The organism is Tessaracoccus massiliensis, assembly GCF_000826065.2.
Classification (GTDB): domain Bacteria; phylum Actinomycetota; class Actinomycetes; order Propionibacteriales; family Propionibacteriaceae; genus Arachnia; species Arachnia massiliensis_A.
The window spans coordinates 553,791-575,195 of the sequence record NZ_LN623541.1; the positions used below are offsets into that span (position 1 = coordinate 553,791).

23 protein-coding genes are annotated in these 21,405 nt (G+C 64.1%); 8 read left to right on the forward strand and 15 right to left on the reverse strand.

What is annotated here, in order from left to right:
* Positions 1 to 40: 40 nt before the first annotated feature.
* On the reverse strand, positions 41 to 1,555 hold the full coding sequence (gene araA / locus BN1186_RS06865; RefSeq protein ID WP_218975414.1) for an L-arabinose isomerase: 1,515 nt from the start codon (positions 1,553 to 1,555) through the stop codon (positions 41 to 43).
* Entirely contained in the window at positions 1,552 to 2,286 is a 735-nt protein-coding gene (locus BN1186_RS06870) for an L-ribulose-5-phosphate 4-epimerase (RefSeq protein ID WP_040283413.1), read from the reverse strand. Before BN1186_RS06870 ends, araA begins: the two co-directional genes overlap by 4 nt.
* A 229-nt stretch (positions 2,287 to 2,515) precedes the next feature.
* Here BN1186_RS06870 and BN1186_RS06875 point away from each other — a divergent pair, with 229 nt between their 5' ends.
* The 3 genes from BN1186_RS06875 (at position 2,516) to BN1186_RS06885 (ending at position 5,715) form a co-directional block, all read left to right on the forward strand.
* On the forward strand, positions 2,516 to 4,093 hold the full coding sequence (locus BN1186_RS06875) for a xylulokinase (protein WP_040283349.1): 1,578 nt from the start codon (positions 2,516 to 2,518) through the stop codon (positions 4,091 to 4,093).
* A gap of 10 nt (positions 4,094 to 4,103) precedes the next feature.
* Positions 4,104 to 5,117 carry a LacI family DNA-binding transcriptional regulator gene (locus BN1186_RS06880; protein ID WP_040283350.1) on the forward strand — a complete coding sequence of 338 codons (1,014 nt, stop codon included), beginning with the start codon at positions 4,104 to 4,106 and terminating at the stop codon, positions 5,115 to 5,117.
* Positions 5,118 to 5,208: 91 nt separating this feature from the next.
* Positions 5,209 to 5,715 (forward strand): hypothetical protein, encoded by a 507-nt coding sequence (locus BN1186_RS06885; protein WP_040283351.1) that lies wholly within the window; start codon positions 5,209 to 5,211, stop codon positions 5,713 to 5,715.
* Positions 5,716 to 5,746: 31 nt separating this feature from the next.
* Here BN1186_RS06885 and BN1186_RS06890 read toward each other — a convergent pair whose 3' ends face one another.
* Positions 5,747 to 6,340 carry a nucleosidase gene (locus BN1186_RS06890; protein ID WP_040283352.1) on the reverse strand — a complete coding sequence of 198 codons (594 nt, stop codon included), beginning with the start codon at positions 6,338 to 6,340 and terminating at the stop codon, positions 5,747 to 5,749.
* A 35-nt stretch (positions 6,341 to 6,375) separates the two neighbouring features.
* Positions 6,376 to 7,662, reverse strand: a complete 1,287-nt coding sequence (locus BN1186_RS06895) for a Fic family protein (RefSeq protein ID WP_040283353.1) — start codon at positions 7,660 to 7,662, stop codon at positions 6,376 to 6,378.
* Between the two features lie 163 nt (positions 7,663 to 7,825).
* Between BN1186_RS06895 and BN1186_RS06900 the strand changes: the two genes are divergently transcribed.
* Entirely contained in the window at positions 7,826 to 8,332 is a 507-nt protein-coding gene (locus tag BN1186_RS06900) for a DUF1707 SHOCT-like domain-containing protein (protein ID WP_052459887.1), read from the forward strand.
* A 5-nt stretch (positions 8,333 to 8,337) separates the two neighbouring features.
* On the forward strand, positions 8,338 to 8,814 hold the full coding sequence (locus BN1186_RS06905) for a YybH family protein (RefSeq protein WP_040283354.1): 477 nt from the start codon (positions 8,338 to 8,340) through the stop codon (positions 8,812 to 8,814).
* A 153-nt stretch (positions 8,815 to 8,967) separates the two neighbouring features.
* Here BN1186_RS06905 and BN1186_RS06910 read toward each other — a convergent pair whose 3' ends face one another.
* The 3 genes from BN1186_RS06910 to BN1186_RS06920 form a co-directional block, all read right to left on the reverse strand.
* On the reverse strand, positions 8,968 to 9,462 hold the full coding sequence (locus tag BN1186_RS06910) for a CueP family metal-binding protein (RefSeq protein WP_040283355.1): 495 nt from the start codon (positions 9,460 to 9,462) through the stop codon (positions 8,968 to 8,970).
* A 282-nt stretch (positions 9,463 to 9,744) separates the two neighbouring features.
* Entirely contained in the window at positions 9,745 to 11,262 is a 1,518-nt protein-coding gene (locus BN1186_RS06915; RefSeq protein ID WP_052459888.1) for a Na+/H+ antiporter NhaC family protein, read from the reverse strand.
* Entirely contained in the window at positions 11,259 to 12,581 is a 1,323-nt protein-coding gene (locus BN1186_RS06920) for an alpha-L-fucosidase (protein ID WP_052459889.1), read from the reverse strand. Before BN1186_RS06920 ends, BN1186_RS06915 begins: the two co-directional genes overlap by 4 nt.
* A 147-nt stretch (positions 12,582 to 12,728) precedes the next feature.
* Between BN1186_RS06920 and BN1186_RS06925 the strand changes: the two genes are divergently transcribed.
* Complete coding sequence (locus tag BN1186_RS06925; protein ID WP_052459890.1) at positions 12,729 to 13,421, forward strand: FadR/GntR family transcriptional regulator; 693 nt, start codon at positions 12,729 to 12,731, stop codon at positions 13,419 to 13,421.
* Here the strand turns inward: BN1186_RS06925 and BN1186_RS16460 are convergent.
* From BN1186_RS16460 to BN1186_RS16465, 8 genes are all read right to left on the reverse strand, one after another.
* A complete protein-coding gene (locus BN1186_RS16460; RefSeq protein WP_218975415.1) occupies positions 13,418 to 13,690 on the reverse strand; it encodes a nucleotidyltransferase family protein in 273 nt (90 codons plus the stop codon). The genes BN1186_RS06925 and BN1186_RS16460 overlap by 4 nt on opposite strands.
* 29 nt (positions 13,691 to 13,719) lie before the next feature.
* Positions 13,720 to 14,703 (reverse strand): FAD-binding protein, encoded by a 984-nt coding sequence (locus BN1186_RS06935; RefSeq protein WP_052459891.1) that lies wholly within the window; start codon positions 14,701 to 14,703, stop codon positions 13,720 to 13,722.
* The gene (locus BN1186_RS15730) at positions 14,697 to 15,008 is read right to left on the reverse strand and encodes a hypothetical protein (protein ID WP_040283357.1); all 312 of its coding nucleotides are present in this window, start codon (positions 15,006 to 15,008) and stop codon (positions 14,697 to 14,699) included. Before BN1186_RS15730 ends, BN1186_RS06935 begins: the two co-directional genes overlap by 7 nt.
* A gap of 78 nt (positions 15,009 to 15,086) precedes the next feature.
* On the reverse strand, positions 15,087 to 16,340 hold the full coding sequence (locus BN1186_RS06940; protein ID WP_139650913.1) for a fatty acid desaturase family protein: 1,254 nt from the start codon (positions 16,338 to 16,340) through the stop codon (positions 15,087 to 15,089).
* A 9-nt stretch (positions 16,341 to 16,349) separates the two neighbouring features.
* On the reverse strand, positions 16,350 to 17,414 hold the full coding sequence (locus tag BN1186_RS06945; RefSeq protein WP_246043256.1) for a ferredoxin reductase: 1,065 nt from the start codon (positions 17,412 to 17,414) through the stop codon (positions 16,350 to 16,352).
* Positions 17,415 to 17,497: 83 nt separating this feature from the next.
* A complete protein-coding gene (locus BN1186_RS06950; RefSeq protein WP_011273866.1) occupies positions 17,498 to 18,487 on the reverse strand; it encodes an IS481-like element IS5564 family transposase in 990 nt (329 codons plus the stop codon).
* Positions 18,487 to 19,662, reverse strand: coding sequence for a chloramphenicol efflux MFS transporter Cmx (gene cmx / locus BN1186_RS06955; protein WP_005297378.1), 1,176 nt, complete (start codon positions 19,660 to 19,662; stop codon positions 18,487 to 18,489). Before cmx ends, BN1186_RS06950 begins: the two co-directional genes overlap by 1 nt.
* A 21-nt stretch (positions 19,663 to 19,683) precedes the next feature.
* A complete protein-coding gene (locus tag BN1186_RS16465; RefSeq protein WP_011113070.1) occupies positions 19,684 to 19,737 on the reverse strand; it encodes a chloramphenicol resistance leader peptide in 54 nt (17 codons plus the stop codon).
* Positions 19,738 to 19,957: 220 nt separating this feature from the next.
* On the opposite strand from BN1186_RS16465, the gene BN1186_RS06970 reads away from it, so the two are divergent.
* Entirely contained in the window at positions 19,958 to 20,803 is an 846-nt protein-coding gene (locus BN1186_RS06970; protein ID WP_082031141.1) for a VirB6/TrbL-like conjugal transfer protein, CD1112 family, read from the forward strand.
* 3 nt (positions 20,804 to 20,806) lie between these two features.
* Complete coding sequence (locus BN1186_RS06975; RefSeq protein ID WP_082031143.1) at positions 20,807 to 21,358, forward strand: PrgI family protein; 552 nt, start codon at positions 20,807 to 20,809, stop codon at positions 21,356 to 21,358.
* Positions 21,359 to 21,405 lie beyond the last annotated feature (47 nt).

A 21,405-nucleotide genomic window follows, 5' to 3' on the forward strand; every position in this document is an offset into this window, starting at 1 on the left:
ACCTCATCACCACGAGTTGGCGGGTTGTTGCACTTGCTGCTCAGCGAAGACCGTCTGTGAACTTATGAACCACCGCGTTCAGGAGAAGTTCCTGACGGAAGCCGCGCGTGGTGGTCGAGTCATCAATGACGGCCAACTCGATATCCACCATGTCCGCGAAGCACTCGAAATGCTCCAGCGAGGCGGCTGTCGACATGACCGTGTGATGTGCTGCGCCAGCAGTGATCCAACATTCAGCTGAGGTGTGGAAATCGGGTTGCGGTTCCCACACCGCGCGAGCGACCGGCAGGTTGGGCAACGGTGCGTCAGGAGCAACGATGCGCACCTGATTGGCAGTCAGCCTGAAGCGATCCCGGAGGTCAGAAAGCGCAACCACCACTCCGGAACCCGGGTCGGTATCGAACACCAGGCGCACTGGATCCTCGCGGTCCCCGATCCCCAAGGGATGAATCTCCAGCGACGGCCTGCCGGTGGTCAGCGATGGACAGACCTCAAGCATGTGAGCGCCCAGGATCTTTTCCTTGCCAGGGGTGAGTTCGTAGGTGTAATCCTCCATCAGGGAGGCTCCCCCCTGCAGTCCGTACCCCATGATCTTCGCCAACCGGACGAGAATGGCCGTCTTCCAGTCACCCTCAGCCCCGAAACCGTAGCCGTCTGCCATCAGTCTCTGGACGGCGAGCCCCGGCAGTTGCCGCAGCCCCCCGAGGTCCTCGAACGTCGTGGTGAATGCAGTCGCGCCGACACCCTCAAGGAACGACCGGATGGCCAGTTCCTGCTTGGCCCCGTATCGGAGAGACTCATGACGATCACCGCCGCGGCGCAACTCCGGGGCGACATCGTAGCGATCCTCGTAAAGGGTTACGAGATCATCAACCGATTCGTCACTCACCTGCTCTACGGCAGCAACGAGTTCGTTGACACCCCAGGTATTGACGGACACGCCGAGCTTGTGTTCGGCTTCGGTCTTGTCCCCCTCGGTGACAGCGACGTTGCGCATGTTGTCACCGAAACGCACCAGCCGCATCGATTGCAGTTCCAGATGTGCTGCAGCAGCGCGGCTCCACACACCGATCTTGTGCTGGACCGACGGATGACTCGCATGCCCCACGACAACCTGCCGCTTCTTCCCGAGCCGGCTGGTGATGTACCCAAACTCCCGGTCGCCATGGGCGGCTTGGTTCAGGTTCATGAAGTCCATGTCGATGGTATCCCAGGGGAGGGCCTCATTAGCCTGGGTGTGCAGGTGCAGCATCGGCTTTGTGAGTGCGGTGAGCCCCCCGATCCACATCTTCGCCGGGCTGAAAGTGTGCATCCAGACGATGACACCTGCGACGGCAGGGTCAGCATTCGCCTCGAGCATCGACGCACGGATGGAGTCCCGCTCTTTGAGGATGGGCTTCCACACGATCTCCAGCGGCACCGCATCCGAGTCCTCAAGGTGCCGGGCAACCTCACGGGACTGGGTCTCCACCTGGCTGAGCACTTCGGGGCCATAAAGGTCCTGAGAGCCCGTGAAGAACAAAATCTGTTTTCCTTCAAATGGTGAGCGCATCATCGCTGCCCTTCTTTCTGCTTCTGGCCATAGACGTTCTGGTAGCGGTCGAACAGTGAGTCGATCTGCCTCTGGGGAATGGGAAGGGGGTCACCCAGTTGACGGGCGATGTGGACGGTGCGGGCAACCTCTTCGCACATAGCTGCGGCCTTCACCGCGCTCCGGGCATCAGTACCGATGGTGAAAGGCCCATGGTTCTGCATGAGGACCGCCGGGCTACGGGAACCCTTGAGCGTCTCAACGATGCCTCGGCCGATCGAGTCATCCCCGATGAGGGCGAAGGGACCCACAGGAATGTCACCCCCGAACTCGTCACCCATCATCGTCAGAACGCAGGGGATGGCTTCGCCTCGTGCCGCCCAGGCTGTGGCGTAGGTGGAGTGCGTGTGAACAACGCCGCCAACGTCGTCCATGTGCTCATACACATACGCGTGCGCCGCGGTGTCGCTGGAGGGCTTGAGCTCTGCACCCGTGCCATAAACGATCTTGGCTCCGTCCAAGGTGCAGACGACCATCTTGTCCGGCGAGAGTTCCGCGTACGAGACGCCTGAAGGCTTGATCACGAACAGGTCCTGGCCGATGACGTCCGCGCATCGGATGCGCTGCGAGACGTTACCCGCTGTCCAGACGACGAGTTCCCAGCGCAGAAGCTCACCGTGCAGCTCAGCCACCTCATCTCGGACACGAGCCACCTCGTCCCGCACTTCCGAGGGGAATCCACTCAGTTCCAGCATCTTTCTCTCCTCCACATCGAGTCGATTGAGAATGTGACCGGTCACTTTCTGATAGCATAGCTCACGTCTCGAAGCTGAGACAAGGGGGCCCTGCAAACAGGCCAACATCCGGGATGGCCAGTGTTTAGCGAGCATCCAGAGAACATCCACATGGAAGTGACCGGTCACTTTATGGTGACTGAGGGGGGTACATCCTCCCAGTTGCGCGAGAGAGCAAGGAGTGTCGAACATGAACGGCCGACAAGAAAAGATGGCGTTGGGTATCGAGCTGGGATCCACGCGCGTCAAGGCGATACTCGTCGACGGCGAGTCAAACATCGCAGCTTCGGGAAGCTATGAGTGGCGCTCTCAGTTCCACCAAGGCCATTGGACCTACAGCATGGACGACGTATGGGCAGCGGTGCAGGGTGCTTTCTCCAGCATGCGGGAGGACTTCGCCCGAAGGTCCGGATCGGAGCTCGTGGAGGTTGGAGCACTAGGGGTTTCCGCCATGATGCATGGCTACCTCGCCCTCGATGCGGACGGTCAACTGCTGACACCGTTCCGCACATGGCAGGACACCACCACCGGCGAGGCGGCGAAGCTTCTCAGCCGCCAACTGGGGGTCAACATCCCGCTCAGGTGGTCGGTTGCGCATCTCTACCAGGCGGTCCTCGACAAGGAGACCCATGTACCTCAGGTGCGGACTCTCACAACTCTGGCTGGCTATGTACACTGGCGCCTCAGCGGAGAGCGCGTACTGGGGATCGGGGACGCAAGCGGGGTATTCCCGATCGACGTGGAGACCGGGGGCTACGACGCCTCCATGCTCACCAAGGTCGACGCGATGCTCTCGGAGCATTCAGTCCACTGGCGACTGGATCAATTGTTGCCAGAAGCCCGCCTCGCGGGCCAGAGCGCGGGGCGGCTGACCGCGGAGGGAGCGCTCCTCCTGGCCCCACAGGGGGACTTCAGAGCAGGCTCGTTGATGGTCCCTCCCGAGGGCGATGCCGGCACGGGCATGGTTGCAACCAATACTGTGCGCCCGGGAACCGCCAACGTCTCGGCCGGCACCAGCATCTTTGCAATGGTGGTGCTTGATGACGCCTTGGCCGGCAGCTACGACGAGCTTGATCTCGTCACCACGCCAGCTGGACGACCGGTCGTGATGGTCCATTGCAACAATGGAGCCGCCGACCTCCAGGACTGGGTCATGATGTTCGGCGAAGTGGGCAGGGCACTCGGCGCCGAGTTCGACACGGACGCGCTATTCAGAACCATGTACGAGGAGTCCCTCGAAGGTGCGGTGGACGCCGGCGGGCTAGTGGCCCTCAACTTCAAGGTGGGGGAACCGATAGCAGGTGTCGACGTGGGCCGGCCCTTGTTCACGAGGGTTCCGGACGCCCGCCTACGCCTGGCAGACTTCATGCGAGCTCACCTCTACGGCGCCTTCGCAGCGCTCCGCATGGGCTTCGATGTCTTGAGGCGGGAGCATGTGACTGTCACCGAGATGTTCGCGCACGGCGGACTGTTCCGGACGCCCGGCGTCGGCCAACGCTATCTATCGGCGGCTCTGGAGGTACCGGTCACCGTCTCCGACACGGCAGGGGAAGGCGGCGCATGGGGGATGGCGCTACTTGCCGCCTTCGGGCTCAGTGGCGCCGCGGATCTGGCTTCCTGGCTCGACCGCGAGGTGTTCGACGGCCAGGAACGGACAACCCTCACACCATCGACGGATGATGTCGCGGGGTTCAACACCTTCATGTCCCGGTACCGCGAGGCTCTGGTGGTGGAACAGTCGGCGCGCCATCGGTCAGACGTTGAGTAGGCTGGCCCGCATGCCACCGAGTAGGCGAGCCCCTTCCATTCGAGACGTGGCAGCCCACGCAGGCGTCTCACACCAGACCGTCTCGCGTGTCCTGAACGACCCTTCCACTGTGAGGGAGCCCACGCGTGCGCGTGTGCAGGAGTCGATTGAAGCCCTGGGCTTCCGACGGAACATGGCGGCGCGATCCCTTGCCACGAAAGCATCCATGGTGATCGGGGTTGTGACCTCCAGGAACGGTCTCTTCGGGCCGACACAGACGAGTTTGGCGATCACAGAAGAGAGCCGCAGAAGGGGGTACTGGACTGTAGGCATCACTCCCGAGAGCGACGACCGAAAAGCGCTGAGTGCAGCTCACGAGCATCTTCTGGCTCTGGGTGTGGACGGGGTCATCATCAGCGCTTGGTCAGAGCGATCGTTGGAGCTTGCCTCTCGTTTCTCCTCCCGCATCCCCACATGCCTGGTTGCGGAGGGCGAGGTGCCGGGCGGTCTGTCCAGAGTTCGCAGTGACAATCACGGGGGAGCCCGCACGGCCGTTGAGTATCTGCGCGCTGCTGGGCGCCAACATGTGGCGCATCTGGCGGGCCCCAGCGATTGGCTGGAGGCCGACGCACGCCGTGCCGGGTGGCTCGCCGCAGGCGGGGAGGGAGCCTGGGTTGAGTCCGGCTGGCACGCTGACGGCGGGTATCACGCTGTGGACAAACTCTTTGAAATGGACCATCGCATCGATGGCATCTTCGCCGCCAACGACCACGTTGCGGCTGGCGCCATCCACCGGCTGTGGGAGAAGGGTTTGCGCATCCCCGAGGATGTGGCGATCATCGGCTTCGATGACATCGACTTGGCTCCGCATTTCGCTGTACCGCTGAGTTCGGTTCGTCAGCCCTTTGAGGATGTCGGCCGAGTCGCCGTGAACCTGCTGTTTGATGTCATGGACGGGAGAAGTTCCGGGGACTACACCCTCGCCACCACGTTGGTGCCACGGGATTCAGCAGGGCCACCACCTGAGCTGACACCGGAGGATTGACACCCCAGCCTCTGCCCAGCCGTCGTCGACGACCTGCCCATTTGTGCGCAGAAACCCCCTTATCCTCTTCGGAGACACAGAGGAGATCACCGTGGCGAAGAATTCCCAACCCAACGCTCAGCTGCCGCCGTCCGACGAGGAGTTCACGCTCGCCGTCGAGGAGGACGAGGTCATGCAGGAGATCCTGCAGGCAATGGCGTCGCGAGTGTGCGACTACTGCGAGAGCGGCATCTCGTGGCTGGATCCCGCTGAGCTACGGAAACGCAACCCGGAGCCCTTCGACGAGCTCGTCACCCGTGATCTCATCGAACCCGATCACGTCATCATGGCCTGGGCGTGCGACTCATGCGAGAACTTCAGCCTCATCGGTGAAGATTTCGAAGTGCAGTGGATGGATTCCGCACTCGAATGCAGTCAATGCGGCAGTTCCAAAGTCGAGCTGGTCGATCCCGCCCAGACCGTCCACATCGACCGGCAGCACTACCTGGATTCGAAGAAGCTCCTCGGCGTGGCTGTGCTCCTCAACAGCACGGCCGAACACTGCCTCGATTGCGGTTCCGTTGCCTACATCCCCGGCCCCGAGGTCCCTCGCTTCTAGCCCTCACGTGGTGCGAGCGCTCTGGCATCCCCTACCGCGCTCCACCCGCGGAGAACCGCTCGGACATGTGGGCGTCGAGGATGCGGGAGCACTCGGCCACGCCGTCGACCCATAGCTGCCCGGCGTCCTCGTCGGCGGGATCGGAGACCAGCTTGATCAGCTCCACCGGCACGCCGTGGCGACGGGCCACCCAGGCGACGGCGTAGCCCTCCATATCCACCAGGTCTGCCATTTCCGCGAGCCGGGCGCGGGTGGCGGAGTCCTCGACGAACAGGTCGCCGGTGGCGAGCACCGGCCCGTCGTCGGCCAACGTGATGGGTGGGTAGGCCACTCCCCCGGTGAGATCGGCCACCGCGGAGTGGGAGAAGTCGTGCAGCAGCACGGAGCCGACGCGGTGCACGCCGCTGGCGCTGCCCAGCGAGCCGGCGGTGCCGATGCTGATCATCGAGGTGGGTTTCACGCCGCCGACGAGGACCTCGGTGAGGGCAGCGACGGTGTTGATGCGGCCGATCCCTGTGAGCAGGATCGGCAGGTCGGCGCTCAGGTGCTCGGCCTCCTGGCGGGTGGCGACGACGAGCAGCGGCGCCTCAGGGTCGACGGGCCGCAGCAGTTCGGGAGTGGTCATGCGTGCCAGGGTAGCGGCCGCCTCATGGAGGCGGCTTACCGCGGCGCCGCCGGGACGGGTCGGATCGGCGGACTCACGCGCGTGTCAAAGCGGGTGCTCGCCAAACGCCGCTCCGTAGAGGTGACGAGATCCAACAGCTCCTGGGCGCGATAGAACGGGCGGCCCGCCCTCTGTGCCACGCTGAGGACGCCGGCGTCGGTGAGTTCCTCCAGCGCTCTCCCGGCTGCCACGTGGGAGACGCCGTGGATACGCTGGACCGTCGCACTGGTCAGCACGGGAGTACTGGGGAGATCACGCAGAATCAGGGCTGTGGCCGAGTCGCTTCTCACCGCCCGGGTCCGCCCTTTCCGGTCACGCGCGTCCTTGAGTTGCTGCTCCCATTCCTCACGCAGAGAGGCCAGATCCGTCGCAAGCTGGGCAGCCTGGTTCGTCGCCGTGAGCACCGTGTCAGTGAACACCTCGATCCACTGTGCACGCGCCGCATGGAACTCCTCGGATCCGGCGGCCCCAGCATGCCGATAGGCGGTGAGGCCGTCGACATACTTCTCACGGAGAGTGGCGAAGACGAGGCTGACGGGAAGCACCGAATGCTCCGTGAGGCCACGCCTGGTCAACACGGTGTGAATGAGCGCGCGCCCCACTCTTCCATTACCGTCGGTAAAGGGATGAATCGTTTCGAACTGAGCATGAACCAGGGCTGCCTGCACGATCGGAGAATGCGCGGCTCCGTTCATGTACCCGACAAGATCAGCCACCAACCCTGGAGCCAGTTCAGCCGTCGGCGGCACGAAGTCAGCATCAATGGGGTGGTACTGAGATCCCCCAATCCAGTTCTGCACCGTTCTCAACCCATGTTGGTTCGTGTCTTCTGGCAGCAGAGAGCGGCGCAGGTCCACGACATGCTCCACGGTCACGGCGCTTGCCTCGGCGAGGCGCGCTCGAGCCTCGCGCACCACCGCCATGTTGTTGGCTACGAGACGGGCCTGCACCGAAACATCGGCGACAGCTTCATGGTCACTCAGTTCAGCTAACGCGACCTGCCCCGCCGACGGAGCGATGCCCTCAATCTGCGACGAGGCGATCGCTTCGGAGCGGAGAAGAAACCGAGAGATCCCAGCCAGATCATGCGAGGCGTCGCGGGACAGGCGCTGTACAGCGCGCTCCGCTTCCCCTGCGAGAGAATCTAGGTAGGGCGGCAACCGCAAGGGAGCCCCGACAAGCCGGTCCGGCACATAGCTGACATAGCCGCCCGAGCGCCGGTCCCGCTTCGACAGCCCCGACCCGAGCGACGATTCCCAGAACTGACTCTCCCAGGCCGCCATACTTCTGCCCCTTCACCTACGACTTTTCCATACACACAACCACGACTTCTGTAACTTTAACAGTCTAAGGTTACAGACGACATCTGTGACTGCAAGGAAAACTCCAGTCCGACCCCCAAGGGCCGCGCGAGATCCTGTCAGAGCGCCCAGCTAGGCTGCCGCCATGACCAACGAGCTTCTCCGCATCGGAGACCTTGAGCGCAACGAAGCAGTCTCGTTCCTGCAGACCCACGCCGAACACGGTCGCCTGACCACCGACGAGTTCGGTGAGCGCGTGGGGGCGGTCAACGCAGCCCGCACCCACGGGGATCTGCTCGCAGTGTTCCGCGACCTCCCGGCGCCGAAGCCCCGAGACGCCGCGCTGCCCGCACCGATGGCTTCACCGGCCCCGGCCCCCGCCCCGGCATACGGAGGCGCGCCGTACGCCCCACCGTCGCCCTACGCTCCGCCGTCGCCCTATGGTGCACCACCGCCACCGCCACCGCCCTACGGTTACGCGCCACAACCGGTGCAACAGGTGGTCATCAACCAGGGCGGCCCCATGGTGATGGGCTACCGCAAGTACAACTCGTTCTGGGCGCACGTGTTGCTGTTCTTCTTCACCGCGGGCATCGGCAACATCATCTACGCCTGGTACATCTGGGATTGGAACAACAGGCACGGATACTGACGCGGATGACGCTGCATCAACCGGAACAGGTCGCCCGGGCCTTCGTCGAAGCGTGGGAGGATCGCGACCCGGACGCTATCGCCGCCCTGTTCGTCGCGGACGCTGATTTCGTCAACGTCACGGGGCTGTGGTGGCACGATCAGGCCGCCATCCGCCGCGCCCACGCCCGCGGATTCCGGGTGATGTTCGCCGAGTCGACGATGCGGTTGGTGGAGACGCGGGTTCGCGATCTGGGCGAGGTCGCCGTCGTGCACGCGCAGTGGGAGATGAGCGGGCAGACCACTCCCGACGGACGCTCCGCTGGCGGCAGGGAGGGGATCTTCACCTTCGTTGTCCAGCGTCAGGGCGACGACGGGTGGCTCGCCGTGAGCGCCCAGAACACGGATCGCGTGCCGGGGGCGGAGACGATGGTCGCGGATGGGGACAGCCTCACCCCTCGCGACTATCTGCAGAACCGATCGTCAGCATCCACGGAGGTTTGAGCGCCCTTCGACCAGCCGCGAGCGGCTGGCTCAGGGAACGGATCGGCGGCTGGCTCAGGTCACAGGTCAGCTGCGGGGGCCGGCGACGCTCAGCTCAGGGACGGGTCTAACGAAAGTTCCGCGGTTTCGGCGCTGCTCGCTGCGCCCGCAGGCTCAACCAACGAGGGGGAGGGTGGTCACGCAGGTGGCACCCTCGGCGTCGGAGGAGAACGGGCTTTCCGCCACCTTGCCGTCCTTCTCCACCGTGATGGTGCCCTTGACGTCCTTCGGCACCCAGAAGCCGACGAAGCCGTTGGCATACGTGGTGGCATCCTCGTCGACGAGCACCTCGCCGTCGTCGGTGGTGATCGTCACGTGCACGTCCTCGCCCACGAGCTCGCCCTGGCAGGTGCCCACGTTGTGGAAGAAGCAGTCGTGCGTGAACGTCTCGTACGGCGCCAGCGAGAGGTAGAACTCGTCGCCCTCGATGGGCACGGCCTCCTCGACGGTGCCGTCTGAGAGGAGTACCTCGTCGTAGCGCACCGACCCCATCAACGGCAGCGGGCGCGCGGTCTCGGTTTGGTCGAGGGCCTCGACGATCTCACGGCCGCTCTTGCCCTCGAGCCCGTGGGCGGCGAGGGCCACAGCGGCGAGGCGAGAGCGGTTCATCTGAGCCTTTCGTAGTAACTGGCTACAAATGTGCCATGTACCTAATCAGCACCCACTGCCGGCCCCCGTTAAGGGGGGGGGATGGAGGTCGCGGGGCTGGGGGCGGTCTCCGCGGAGCAGGCGGTGAACGCACCGAGGGGCAGGAGGGCGGCGAGGGCCACAGCGGCGAGGCGAGAGCGGTTCATCTGAGCCTTTCGTAGTAACTGGCTACAAATGTGCCATGTACCTAATCAGCACCCACTGCCGGCCCCCGTTAAGGGGGCTGGCATTGGGCGAACTCCCCTACTCGTGGCTGGCAGCAGCCTCCTTCTCCGCACGCTTGGCTCGACGGCGCTTGGCCTCGCCGTAGAAGCAGCCGATGCCCGTGATGGCGAGCAGCGGAGCAACGATGAAGTTCGCCCACTGCAGGAACATGTACGGCAGATAGTCACCGTATGCCACACCGAGCGTGGCCACCATGTACACGCCGGTGGTGGTCCACGGCAGCATCGGTTCGATGAACGTGCCGTAGTCCTCGATGGAACGGGAGAGCACCTTGCGCGGAATCCCCGCCTCGTCGTACTTCGGCCCGAAAGCTGTACCGATGATGAAGCTTGTGGCGTACTGGTTGGACGAGAATCCGTTGACGAAAGCGGAACTGATCAGCGACGAAATGATGATGCCTGGGCGCGACTTGATCTTGCCAAACGCCCTATCCACCACTCGGCCCATCGCATTGATGAGATCGAGGGAGCCGATGTACATGAAGACACACAGGGTGATCAGCACCGCGCTGGCCATGGAATACAAGCCTCCGCGTTCGATGATGGCCACCGCCTGCTCCCCGATCTCGGCGCCGGTCATGTCGATGGTCACGCCGTTGATCAGGGACTGGATCACGTTGTCGAAACTGAAGCCTTGGATCAGCAAAGCGACGATCGCGCCAGAGGCCGCGGAATAGAGCAGCGTCGGGAGTGGCGCCTTGCGGAGGAACGCGCCGGCCAGCATCACCAGCAGCGGCACCCATACAAGGATGTTGAAATCAAAGGCGCGCGCCAAGTCGTCGGCCACGGGGCGCGTGAAGGTGCTGACATCCACGCCTTCCCGCGCCGGCTGCATCATCCCGAACACGATCGTCAGCACCACCGCCACGACATAAGACGGCCCGGTCGTGTTGACCATGGACCGCACGTGCGAGTACAGCGGCACGCCCGCACCCATAGCGGCCATGTTCGTCGTGTCCGACAGGGGCGACATCTTGTCACCGAAGTATGCGCCACAGATGATCGCCGCGGCGAGGAGGCCCAGGTTCGCATCGGTGGCCATGCCGATGTTGATCAGCACCACACCGATGGTGCCCGCCGAGCCCCACGACGTTCCCGTCAGCAGGGAGAACACCGACGTGAGCAACAACGCGATGAGATAGATCCAACTGGGATCGATGATCAGCATGCCGTAGTGGACCAGCATCGGGATGGTCCCTGCCGCCGTCCAGGAGCCGATGAGCACTCCGATGGCCATCAGCATCCAGATGGCGGGGAGAGCCGTGCGGGTACGCCTGGCCATGGCTGTGCTAATCGCCTCGAAGTTGAAGCCGAGGCCGAACATGAGCAGCCATGTCGCCACGGCTGCTAACAAGAAGGTGAACTCGAGCGGCCAGGAGGGCAGCTCGAACACCAGCGGGCCGATGATCATGCCCCAGACGATGAGGACAACCAGCACCGCGACAGGCACCAGGGCATGCCAGAAGCGGATGGGTTTGCTGGGTGCGGGGATGGGCTCGGTGTCGAGCAACGACCGGTCAGCGAGTTGTTCACTCATGGCAGGTTCCTTCCTTCAACCGTGCACGCCGTTGCGCACGGGAACGACCGTGGGGTGGGAAGAGCGATTCGGGCACCTTCGGTGGCCAAAGGTGTGCCCGTGGCCACGTCGACAGCGCGGGTGACTGCCCAGGGCAGTTCGACCACTTCTGGGGCGTCGGAGGTAGCCAGCAGGTACACCACACCGTCGCGTTCAACGGCGTAGGCGCCCTCAGCAAGCGCTAGATAGAGAGGTTCAGTGTCAAAGATCGCTTCGCCGTTCGCGTCCAACCAGGCCCCGATTTTCTCGAGGCGCTGACGTTGAATGGCCGGGATTGTGCCGTCCGACTTCGGTCCGACATTGAGCAGAAGGTTCCCGCCTCTACCGACGGTGCTCACGAGGAGATCCAGCAGTTCGGCTGCATCTGAGTAGTCATCGAGCGTCTCTGCCCGGTTGTAGCCGTAGGACTGTCCGATGCCTCGGCTCTCCTCCCATGGATGGCGAGCGCCGTACCCCTCAATGTCGGAGTACTCCGTGGAGAAGTAGTCGCCGTGCTGGCCGGGCATGCCGACGTGCATCCGGTCATTGACGACGACCTCGTCACGGTTGGGCGCCTCCCGGTAGAGCCAGGACAGCAGCTCACGGGAGCGGGTGTAGTCCTCATCGAGATCCCATTCCCCGCCGTCTGTGTAGATCACCGAAGGCTGGTACTTCTCGTTGAGTTCCCTCCACTGCGCGTGGAGGATCTCCTCTGGGTAGTCCGCGGGATTCATCCCGAATCGCTCCACGTCACGCTCGGGAATGAAGTACCCGCCGTTGCACCGGTGACTGGGGTGGGTCTCCCACTCGGGCATGGAGTAATAGAGACCCATCCTCATGCCTTCAGCGCGAACTGCGGCAGCCAGGTCGCCGAGCAGATCACGCTTGGGCCCCACGTCGCCTGAGTTCCAGCCTGCCTTGTGCGGATTGCCGGTCGGCCACAGGCAGTAGCCGTCGTGGTGCTTAGAGGTGAGGACGACGTAGCGGGCCCCGGCCCGCCGGAACAGGTCGGCCCAATCGGCCGGATCGAAGTGCTCCGCAGTGAAGAGTGGCGCGAAATCGCGGTAGGCGAAGTCCTGTCCCCATGTCGCTTCGTGGTACCCCTGATCAGCATTGCGGTAGTTCCCGTAGACCGATGCGTAGTACCACTCGGCGTAGCCGCCGAACAATTCGTCGGACACTGTACGCCAGGCGGGGACGGAGAACAGCCCCCAGTGGATGAAGATCCCGAACTTGGCCTGCGGGTACCAGGCCGGGATGGGCCGGGCGTCGAGCTGCGTCCAGGGAAGGGGGTCGTTCATGCTGCGGTCCTCGTTGTACGGCTAGCCTGTGATTATCAATCAACCGTGATTGTCTGACAAAGAATACACTTTCGAGCTAGGTTTTTGAGAACAGGGGTCGATTTGTCTGACAAAAATGTCGGTACGTCGCGTGGGAGCGCGGTCGACGTGGCCAGAGAGGCGCTCTGCAGGATGCTCGCCACCGGGGAGCTGTCCCCCGGGCAACGACTCCCTGGCGAGATCGAACTGTGCAATCGTTTCGGTTTGTCCCGCAGCTCCCTGAGGGAGGCACAGAAGATGCTGGTCGCCGTCGGCGTCCTCGATTCCCAGGCAGGGGGACGCCTCACTGTCTCAGACATGTCCGCAGCAAAGCTCATGACGGGTCTGGCCATGGTGGTCCCGTTACTGCCACTGGAACGGCTGTTGGAGATGTTCCCTCTCCGGCAGATCCTCGAGGGTCATGCCACTGCCCAGGCCACCTCCCGCATGACGGATGCGGAGCTTGAAGGACTGGTGGCGCTGGCTGCGCAGGTCGCGGAGTTGACGGCAGAGGATCCCCGCTTCGAGGAACTCGACCAGGAGTTCCATCTACGCATCATTCGCGCTGCAGACGACCCGATGATCCAGGCTCTACTTGAGACGATCCATCACCGTGGTGCCGACTACCACGTCCTGGCACACGGGGATCTCAAGCGGACGAGCGACGCCGCTCATGCAAGGATCGCCGACGCGATGTATCGCCGGGAACCGATGCTCGCCCGGGCGCTGATGATCCAACACATTCAGGACTCGTACGAGTGGTTGTCGAATCTGCAGCCTGCACCCCGTCCGGAAGCTTCCGCAGACGAGCAACGGGCCTAGGTCGGCCAGCGTCCTTGAGACACCTCCGCCAACGAGACTGCCTCGCGCAGGATGACATCGCGGAGATCGGGCCGAATCGCGTCGTCAGAAACTAGGTCCACGGGCAGTCCCAGGAGATCCGAAACCTCCACTTGGACTGCCGCCTGCTGCAATAGCCCCGTCGAGCGTTCAGGCATGACCAGAAGGTCTACGTCCGAGTCGTGAGATGCGGAGCCTCGTGCAATGGACCCGAATATGCGCACATCACGGAGGCCGTGCTCCTCCAACACGGGCCGGCGACTCCGTCGCTGCGCCCAACTCAACCAGCGCCTGCGATGTGTTTGGCCGCGATGTAGCCGAAGACGACGGCGGGGCCGAGCGTCGAGCCGGGGCCCGGGTACGTGCGACCCATCACGGAGGCCGAACAGTTGCCCGAGGCGTACAGGCCCACGATCACCGAGCCGTCGCCGCGCAGCACGCGGGCGCTGGCGTCCGTCATCACGCCGCCCTTGGTGCCCAGGTCGCCCGGTACGAGACGGACGGCCTCGAACGGGCCCTTCTCGATGGGCCCCAGGTTGGGGTTGGGGCGCACGCGGGGATCGCTGTAGTAGCGGTCGTAGGCGGAGTTGCCGCGGCCGAAGTCGTGGTCGATGCCGGTGCGGGCGAACCCGTTGAACCTCTCCACCGTGAGCTTGAGGTTGGCCCTGTCCACGCCGATCTTGTCGGCCAACTCATCGAGCGTCCTCGCCTTGACCGACGCCTTGTCCTCGGTGCGCGCCTTGTTGACCTTCGGATCCAGCGCGTACGAGCGCAGGTACCGCCGACCGTGCCGCGCGTCACAGATCATCCAGTACTGTCCGTGCGCGCCGGAGGGATGCTCGATCATGTGGTGCCCGAGATCGACGTAGCTCTCCGCCTCGTTGGCGAACCTGTTGCCGTCGCCGTCGACGATGATCGAGAACGGCATCGCCCGCTCGCTCACCAGGAACGCAGCGCCGCTCTCCCCCACCGGCGGGATGGAGCCACCCCACCAGGCGTCATCCATCAGGTCGACGGCCGCGCCGATCCGCTCCGCAGCCTCGATCGGCCCGCCCAGGTTACCGTCGGCGCCGGAGGTCCACGTGCCGTCGACGCCCTGGAACTCCTCACGCATCCGGGCGTTGCGGTCGAAGCCACCGGAGGCCACCTGCTTCTCCCTCTTGACCAGCATGGCGGCCACGCGGCCGGCGAACTTGGCGCCACGCACCATGCCGCCGACGGTGGACCAGGCCCGCGACAGCAACCAGAAGTCGTCGGTCAGCACCGGCGCCGGGACGCCGTCCTGCCCGCGGGAGCTGTCCCACCAGGGGTCGATCTGCTTGACGTCGACCGGTTGGACTCGATGGCCCGGCCGATCTTCCCGCCCGGCAGCTCCGGGTAGTAATCGGGATAGTCCGCGGCGCGGATGAACTGCATGCCCAGCCGCTCGGCGAGCTCGACGAACCCGCCCACGTTGTCGACGAACGCCTCGCGCCGCTCGATGCTCGACGCCGGGCCGACGTCGCCGATGCACAACTCCAGGTATTCAAGGGCCTCCTCGGGGGAGTCGCCGGCGCCGTCGCGCTTCATCAGCGGGTTGTTCGGGAGCCAGGCCCCACCGCCGGAGAGGGCGGGTTGGGCCAGAATTGGCGGGAGCCGCGCCGGAAACTAGGAAGCAACAGCCGCCGGGCGCGGGCGCCACAGGCCGCGGGTGTTGCGCACCACGTCGCCCACGGCCTCGCGGGCAGCGGTGGCTACCTCACGCAGGCGGCTCGACCCGGTGCGCTTGTTGGGCAGCGAGTAGCGGAACACCTTCTTCCACGCGGAGGCCACCTGCTGGTGCAGCGGGCCGGAGACGTACTTCAGCCCGTGGCGTTCCATGATCTCCCGGATGCGGGGGGCGATCTCGGCGTACCGGTTGCTGGGCATGTCCGGGAACAGGTGGTGTTCGACCTGGTGGCTCAGGTTGCCGCTCATGAGGTGCATCAGCTTCGAGCCGGTGATGTTGGCAGAGCCCAGCATCTGGCGCAGGTACCACTCGCCGCGGGTCTCCCCCTCGATGGATTCTGTCTCGAACGTCTCCACGCCCTCCGGCAGGTGCCCGCACAGGATCACCGAGTGTGTCCACACGTTGCGCAGCGTGTTGGCGATGGCGTTGGCGGCCAGCGTCGTCAACGCAGAGCGGCCGGAGAGCAGTGGGTGCACCACGTAGTCCTTGGTCACCTGCTTGCTGAGCTTGGTGAGCATGTTCTTCAGGTCAGCCAGGAACTCGTCGTGGGGGCGCTTGCCTTCCTTCCACTCCTTGATCTGCATGTCGTAGGCGGCGATGCCGTACTCGAAGAACAGCATGGTGAAGAAGTTGGTGACGGGCTGGAGCAGGTGCTTGAACTCCCACTCCTGATCCGGGTCGACGCGCATGATGTTGTAGCCCAGGTCGTTGTCCATGCCCACCACGTTGGTGTAGGTGTGGTGCTCCACGTTGTGGCTGCGCTTCCACTGCTCCGCAGGGGAGGCGAAATCCCACTCCCAGGTGCTGGAATGGATCTTCTTGTCGCGCATCCAGTCCCACTGGCCGTGCAGGATGTTGTGGCCGATCTCTGTGTTCTCGATGATCTTGGCCACCGTGAGCCCGGTGGTGCCGGCGATGAACGCGGGCGGGAACTTGGAGAACAGCAGCACGATGCGGCTGCCGGCTTCGAGGATCCGCTGAGTGCGGATCACCTTGCGGATGTAGGCGGCGTCGGCCGCGCCGCGACTGCCCAGGATCTCGTCGCGCAGCTCATCGAGCTCGCGGCCGATGGCCTCGATCTGCTCCGGGGTCAGGTGCGCGATGGGGTTGGCTTTGCCGGTGGCCGACGTCTCGGCGCGGGCCTGCGGCGTGCTGGTGGTGATGCGGTTGGAACGAATGGCGGTTGCGGTCATGGTGGAACCTCAGATGGAGAGACGGCACGCGCCGGCAGCAGCCGACACACAGGTTTGGATGGAGACGGGGTCGTGGTCGTTGGCGGTGGTGACCTCGCCGGTGCGGAGGTCGCGGACGCTGCCGTCGGTGAGCGGCAGCACACAGTTGAAGCAGATGCCCATGCGGCAGCCCGACGGCATCAGCACCCCGGCGTCCTCCCCTGCGTCGAGGAGGGTTGTGGCCGCGTCGGCCTCGGTGGTCACGCCGGAGGTCTCGAACTGCACCGTGCCGCCGTCGCCGACGGCGTGCACGACGGCGCGGAACCGCTCGGTGTGCAACCGCTCGGCGAGCCCGTGCTCAGCCCAGTGGGCCTCGGCGTCGTCGAGGAGGGCGGTGGGGCCGCAGGCCCAGGTGTGGCGGTCGCGCCAATCTGGCACGACGTCGTCGAGCTGATCGGGGGTGAGGATGCCCTCAGTGGTGGTGAATCTGGTGACGAGGCGGATGGTGCCGGCCCGGTGCAGGGCACGGAGTTCGCGGAGGAAGAGGGCGTCGGCCTCGGTGGGGGCCGAATGGACGACGACGATGTCGGCCGGGAGCGGCCTGTTGCGGAGCATGCCCATCACCGGGGTGAGGCCGGAACCTGCGGTGAGGAACAGTGCGGCCGGGGGTGGGGCGTGCGGGAGGATGAAGTCGCCGACGGCCTGGTCGAGGTGGATGACCGTGCCCGGGCGGAGGTGCCGCAGGATGTGCCCGCTGACCAGGCCACCGGGGATGGCGCGCACCGTGATGGTGAAGGTGTCGCCGCCCACGGGGCTCGTGATGGAGTAGGCGCGCCAAAGCCGCACACCGTCGACGTCGATGCCGATGCGCGTGTACTGGCCGGGGCGGTGGGTCCTCCAACCGCGGCCGGGGCGGATGGTGACGGTGGTGGCGCCCTCAGTCTCGCGGCTCACGTCGACGACGCGGCCGCGCAGATCCGCGCCGGAGCGGAGAGGGTCGAGGAGATCGAGAAAGTCTTCAGGAACAAGCGGTGTGGCAAGGGCTTCTGCCACCTTGCGGGCGCCCTTCCCGAATCCGATGAGCGCTCGCTTCACCACCGAGGGTGTGTTAGCCGTTGGCTGGGCCACAAGGCCCGATGCGGTCATAGCCCAACCCTACGCGACCGTAGGTTAGGTTCCTAGATGTGATGTCCAGGGACGTTGTTGAGTCGGTCGAAGGGTACGCCGCCAATCGCAGAGTGGTGTCGGTGGTGGTTGTAGAAGTGGAGCCAGCCGGGCAGCGCCAGGCGTCGTTCGGCCTCTGAACCGTAAAACCTGGCATAGGCCCAGCCGTCCCCGAGCGTGCGGTGGAATCGCTCGATCTTCCCGTTCGTCTGCGGCCGGTAGGGGCGTGTCCGCTTGTGTCGGATGCCGAGCCGAGCGCAGAAGTCCCTCCATGCGTGGGATCTGTATGCCGACCCGTTGTCGGATAGGACTCGCTCGACGGTCACGCCTCGTTCGGCGAACCAGGCCACGGCGCGTTCGAGAACTCCCACCGCTGTGCTCGCCTGCTCATCCGACCAGATTTCTGCGTATGCGACGCGGGAGTGGTCATCGATGACTGTGTGAACGAACGCCGTCCCGGTGCGCGGCTTGTGATCTTTTCCTCGTGGTAATCCCGGAGTCGCGAGCTTGTTCCGTGCGCCTTGCTGCCGACCTACGTAACGATGTCCACCGCCGTCGGGGATGTTGCCGAACTTCGTGACATCGACATGAATCAACGATCCCGGATGAGGATGCTCATATCGCCGCAATGGCTCGCCAGTGACACGATCGATATGCGAGAGGCGGTTCACGCGGCAACGGACGAGGACCGCGTGAACAGTCGACGTCGAGAGACCAAGTCGCGCAGCGATCTGGGCTGGCCCCAGTCGAAGCCGCCAGCGCAGGTTGATGATCTTCTTCTTGACATGCTCGGGCGTCCTGCCTGGGATCCGGTGCGGCTTGCTGGAGCGATCCTGCATCCCAAACTCACCCTCTTCCCGGTAGCGGCCTGCCCATTTCCGGGCAGTGATCGGGGAGACCATGAACATCTTTGCGGCGATCGTGGCCGGATAGCCGTCTTCGACAATCAGCCGAGCTAACCGGAGACGGGCACGAGGAGTGAGAAGAGCGTTCGGATGGGTCATCAATTGGCCTCCGCCGCGGTCTTCGTAAGCGCGCGTCTGGTGAGAAGCATGATGACGAGAGCGATCGCTGTCAGCACCGAAGCGACCCAAACCGGCGCGAGCAGCCCCAGCCCGGTCGCGAGCCCGAGCGCACCAAGCACGGGCCCCGCTGCAGCTCCGATATTCAATGCTGCGGTTGCGTACGAACCGCCCATCGTTGGCGCACCCGATGCTGCATACAGCACACGCGTGATCAGAGTACTGCCGACGCCGAACGACAGGAATCCCTGAACGAGGACGAGGACGATAAGCGCAACGGGATGAGATGCGACCACTGCCAACACGATCCAGCCTGTCAGCAATAGCGGTCCGCCGACTGCGAGCACGAGGCCAGGTCGTTGATCTGATAGTCGTCCTGCGATCGTGACGCCAAGGAACGATCCGATGCCGAACATCACCAGCGCGACGGACACCCACGCTTCGGCCAAGCCCGCGGTCTCGGTCACGATGGGTGCCAGGAAGGTGAATGCCGCAAAGGTCCCTCCGTTGATCAGCGCTCCGAGTGCCATGGCCAGGATGAGCCGCGGCGTCGCCAACTGGCTGAGCTCGACACGGAGCCTTGGTGAGGTCGCGCTAGTCTCGCTCCGACCAACATTGTTCGTGACGCCACGAATGACTCCAACGGCCGCGGGAATACAGAGGATGGCGATCGCCCAGAACGTCGTTCGCCAGCCCAGCGCTGTGCCGAGCAGTGCCCCGGCGGGGACGCCCACGACGGTTGCGATCGTCGTGCCGGAGAGCAGGATCGACAGTGCACGCCCCTTCTGGTTCGCTGGCACGAGGGTAGTGGCCGTGCTCAGTGCTACGGCGAGGAATCCTGCGTTTGCGAGAGCGCTGAGCACCCGGGTGATGAGCAGGAGAGAGAACACTGGTGTCATCGCTCCGATGACGTGGCTTCCCGCGAACACGAGAAGGCAAACGATCAATGTGAGCCGCGGTGGCCAACGGCGAGCGAATGCCGCCATCACTGGCGCGCCGACGACCATACCGACTGCGAATGCGGAGGTCAGCAGGCCCGCAGTGCCGACCGAGACGTCAAGTTCGGTCGCGATCGCGGGGAGCAATCCCGCGAGCATGAATTCTGAAGTGCCCATGACGAAGACCGCCAGGGCAAGCATGTAAAGGGCAAAAGGCATCGAGTACTCCGAGGTGTGAGATCAAGAAATGGTTCTTCTTGTCACCACGGCCAGCGCCCCGGGTACGCCAGACATACGCCCACACAGATCGTGGGCGTCGTAACTAGTGGTTCAAGGGGCTGGCGGTGTGACCGACAACCCCTGACCTGTCTGATTCGGGACTCGACATGCCCCAAACTCTAACATGCCTTCAATGGCAAGCGGTCTGGACAAATACTTCTTGAATCGGCACGGTGTCATTACGGGCGGGGGCCAGAACAACGTCCCTGGACATCACACCTAGTAAGGCACCGCAATGGATATCACTGACTGGCTGGTAGCCATGCTCAACCACCTCAGCGAGGGCGCTGGGATGGCTACCAATGACTTGTTGCTGTCGCCGGAGGTCTATAACGCAGACCTCTATTCGGCGGCGCTCACGATCCACAGCACAGCGGTGAAGCCCATCACATCCATCGTGCTCAGCATCATGTTCGTTCTGATGCTCGCGACCACGAGCACGAGGGCTGAGGGCGACCGTGAGCTGGGCGTGCGGATCATTGCCGCCACCATGTTCAAGATCGCTCTGGTGTTTGTGGTCGCACAGAACGCAGTGCTGCTGCTCGAAGCAATCGCATCTATCGCTACCTCGATCACGAACACCGCGAACTCGGTGGACGTGGGCACAGGCGGCGGAGACGCCGCCCTGATGGGCGATGCGATGCGCGACGACCTCGATGACCTCGGCAGCATGGAGAAGTTCGGCATGATCGTCATTCTTTTCTTGCCGTGGGTGGTGCAGAAGATCGCCGCGGTGATCGCCATTGTGCTTGTGTTCATCCGGTTCTTGCAGATGTACCTGCTCACCGCGTTCGCGAGCCTGCCGCTCGCGTTCCTCGGGCATGACGACACCAAGAGCATCGGCATTGGCTATCTCAAAGGCTTCGCGAGCGTCGCGTTCACGGGCGTCATCATCGTTGTCGCCGTGAAGATGTATCAAGCCCTACTCGGGGGCTGGCTCGGCAATATCGGCACCTACGACGGCGATATGGTCGGCTTCATCTTTGGCAACTTCGGCCAATTCTTCGTCGCGCCCATCGTGCTCATCTTCCTACTGTTCGGTGCAAATGGCCTCGCCAAGAAGGTCATCGGAGAGGGCTAAGTCATGGCACTTGAAATGAAGGTCTACAAGGAGATCGCCGCCTACGAACCCAAACCGATGTTTGGGCGCACCTGGCGACAGATCGCCGCACTCGCGTTCATGGTTGGCATCGGCGGCGGCGCGTTCGCCGGAGTCACCATAGGACTCATGGGCATCGGTCAGACGATGGAACAAGCAACGACGGTCGGCATGTACGTCATGTTCCCGTTGCTCATCCCAGCAGCCATATGGGGCTGGTGGAGACCTATGGGCCTCAAACCCGAGCAGTACCTCGGATTCTTCCTCCGCCACCACCTGATGAGAAAGACGATTAGCTATGCAGACACCTTCGAACCCCAGCCCGGTAACGACTCCGCAGGAGAACCCGTACCTGTCGCGCCCGGCGAACCTGCCGAGCCGACCAGCCGAAACCGAAGCGCCAAGCAGCGCCGAGCCGCAGCACGGAAGCTCCGCAAAACGATCACGGAACACCCGCAAGCGGAAGCAGCGCGCCGCCGCCCTGGCAAAGCCCGGAGAGCGCCGCAACCGCAAGGCCCGGAAGTCTGGCAGCGATAACGCTGGCCCCACCGGCTACAAGGCCGCGCCGAAGCGCACCCGCGACA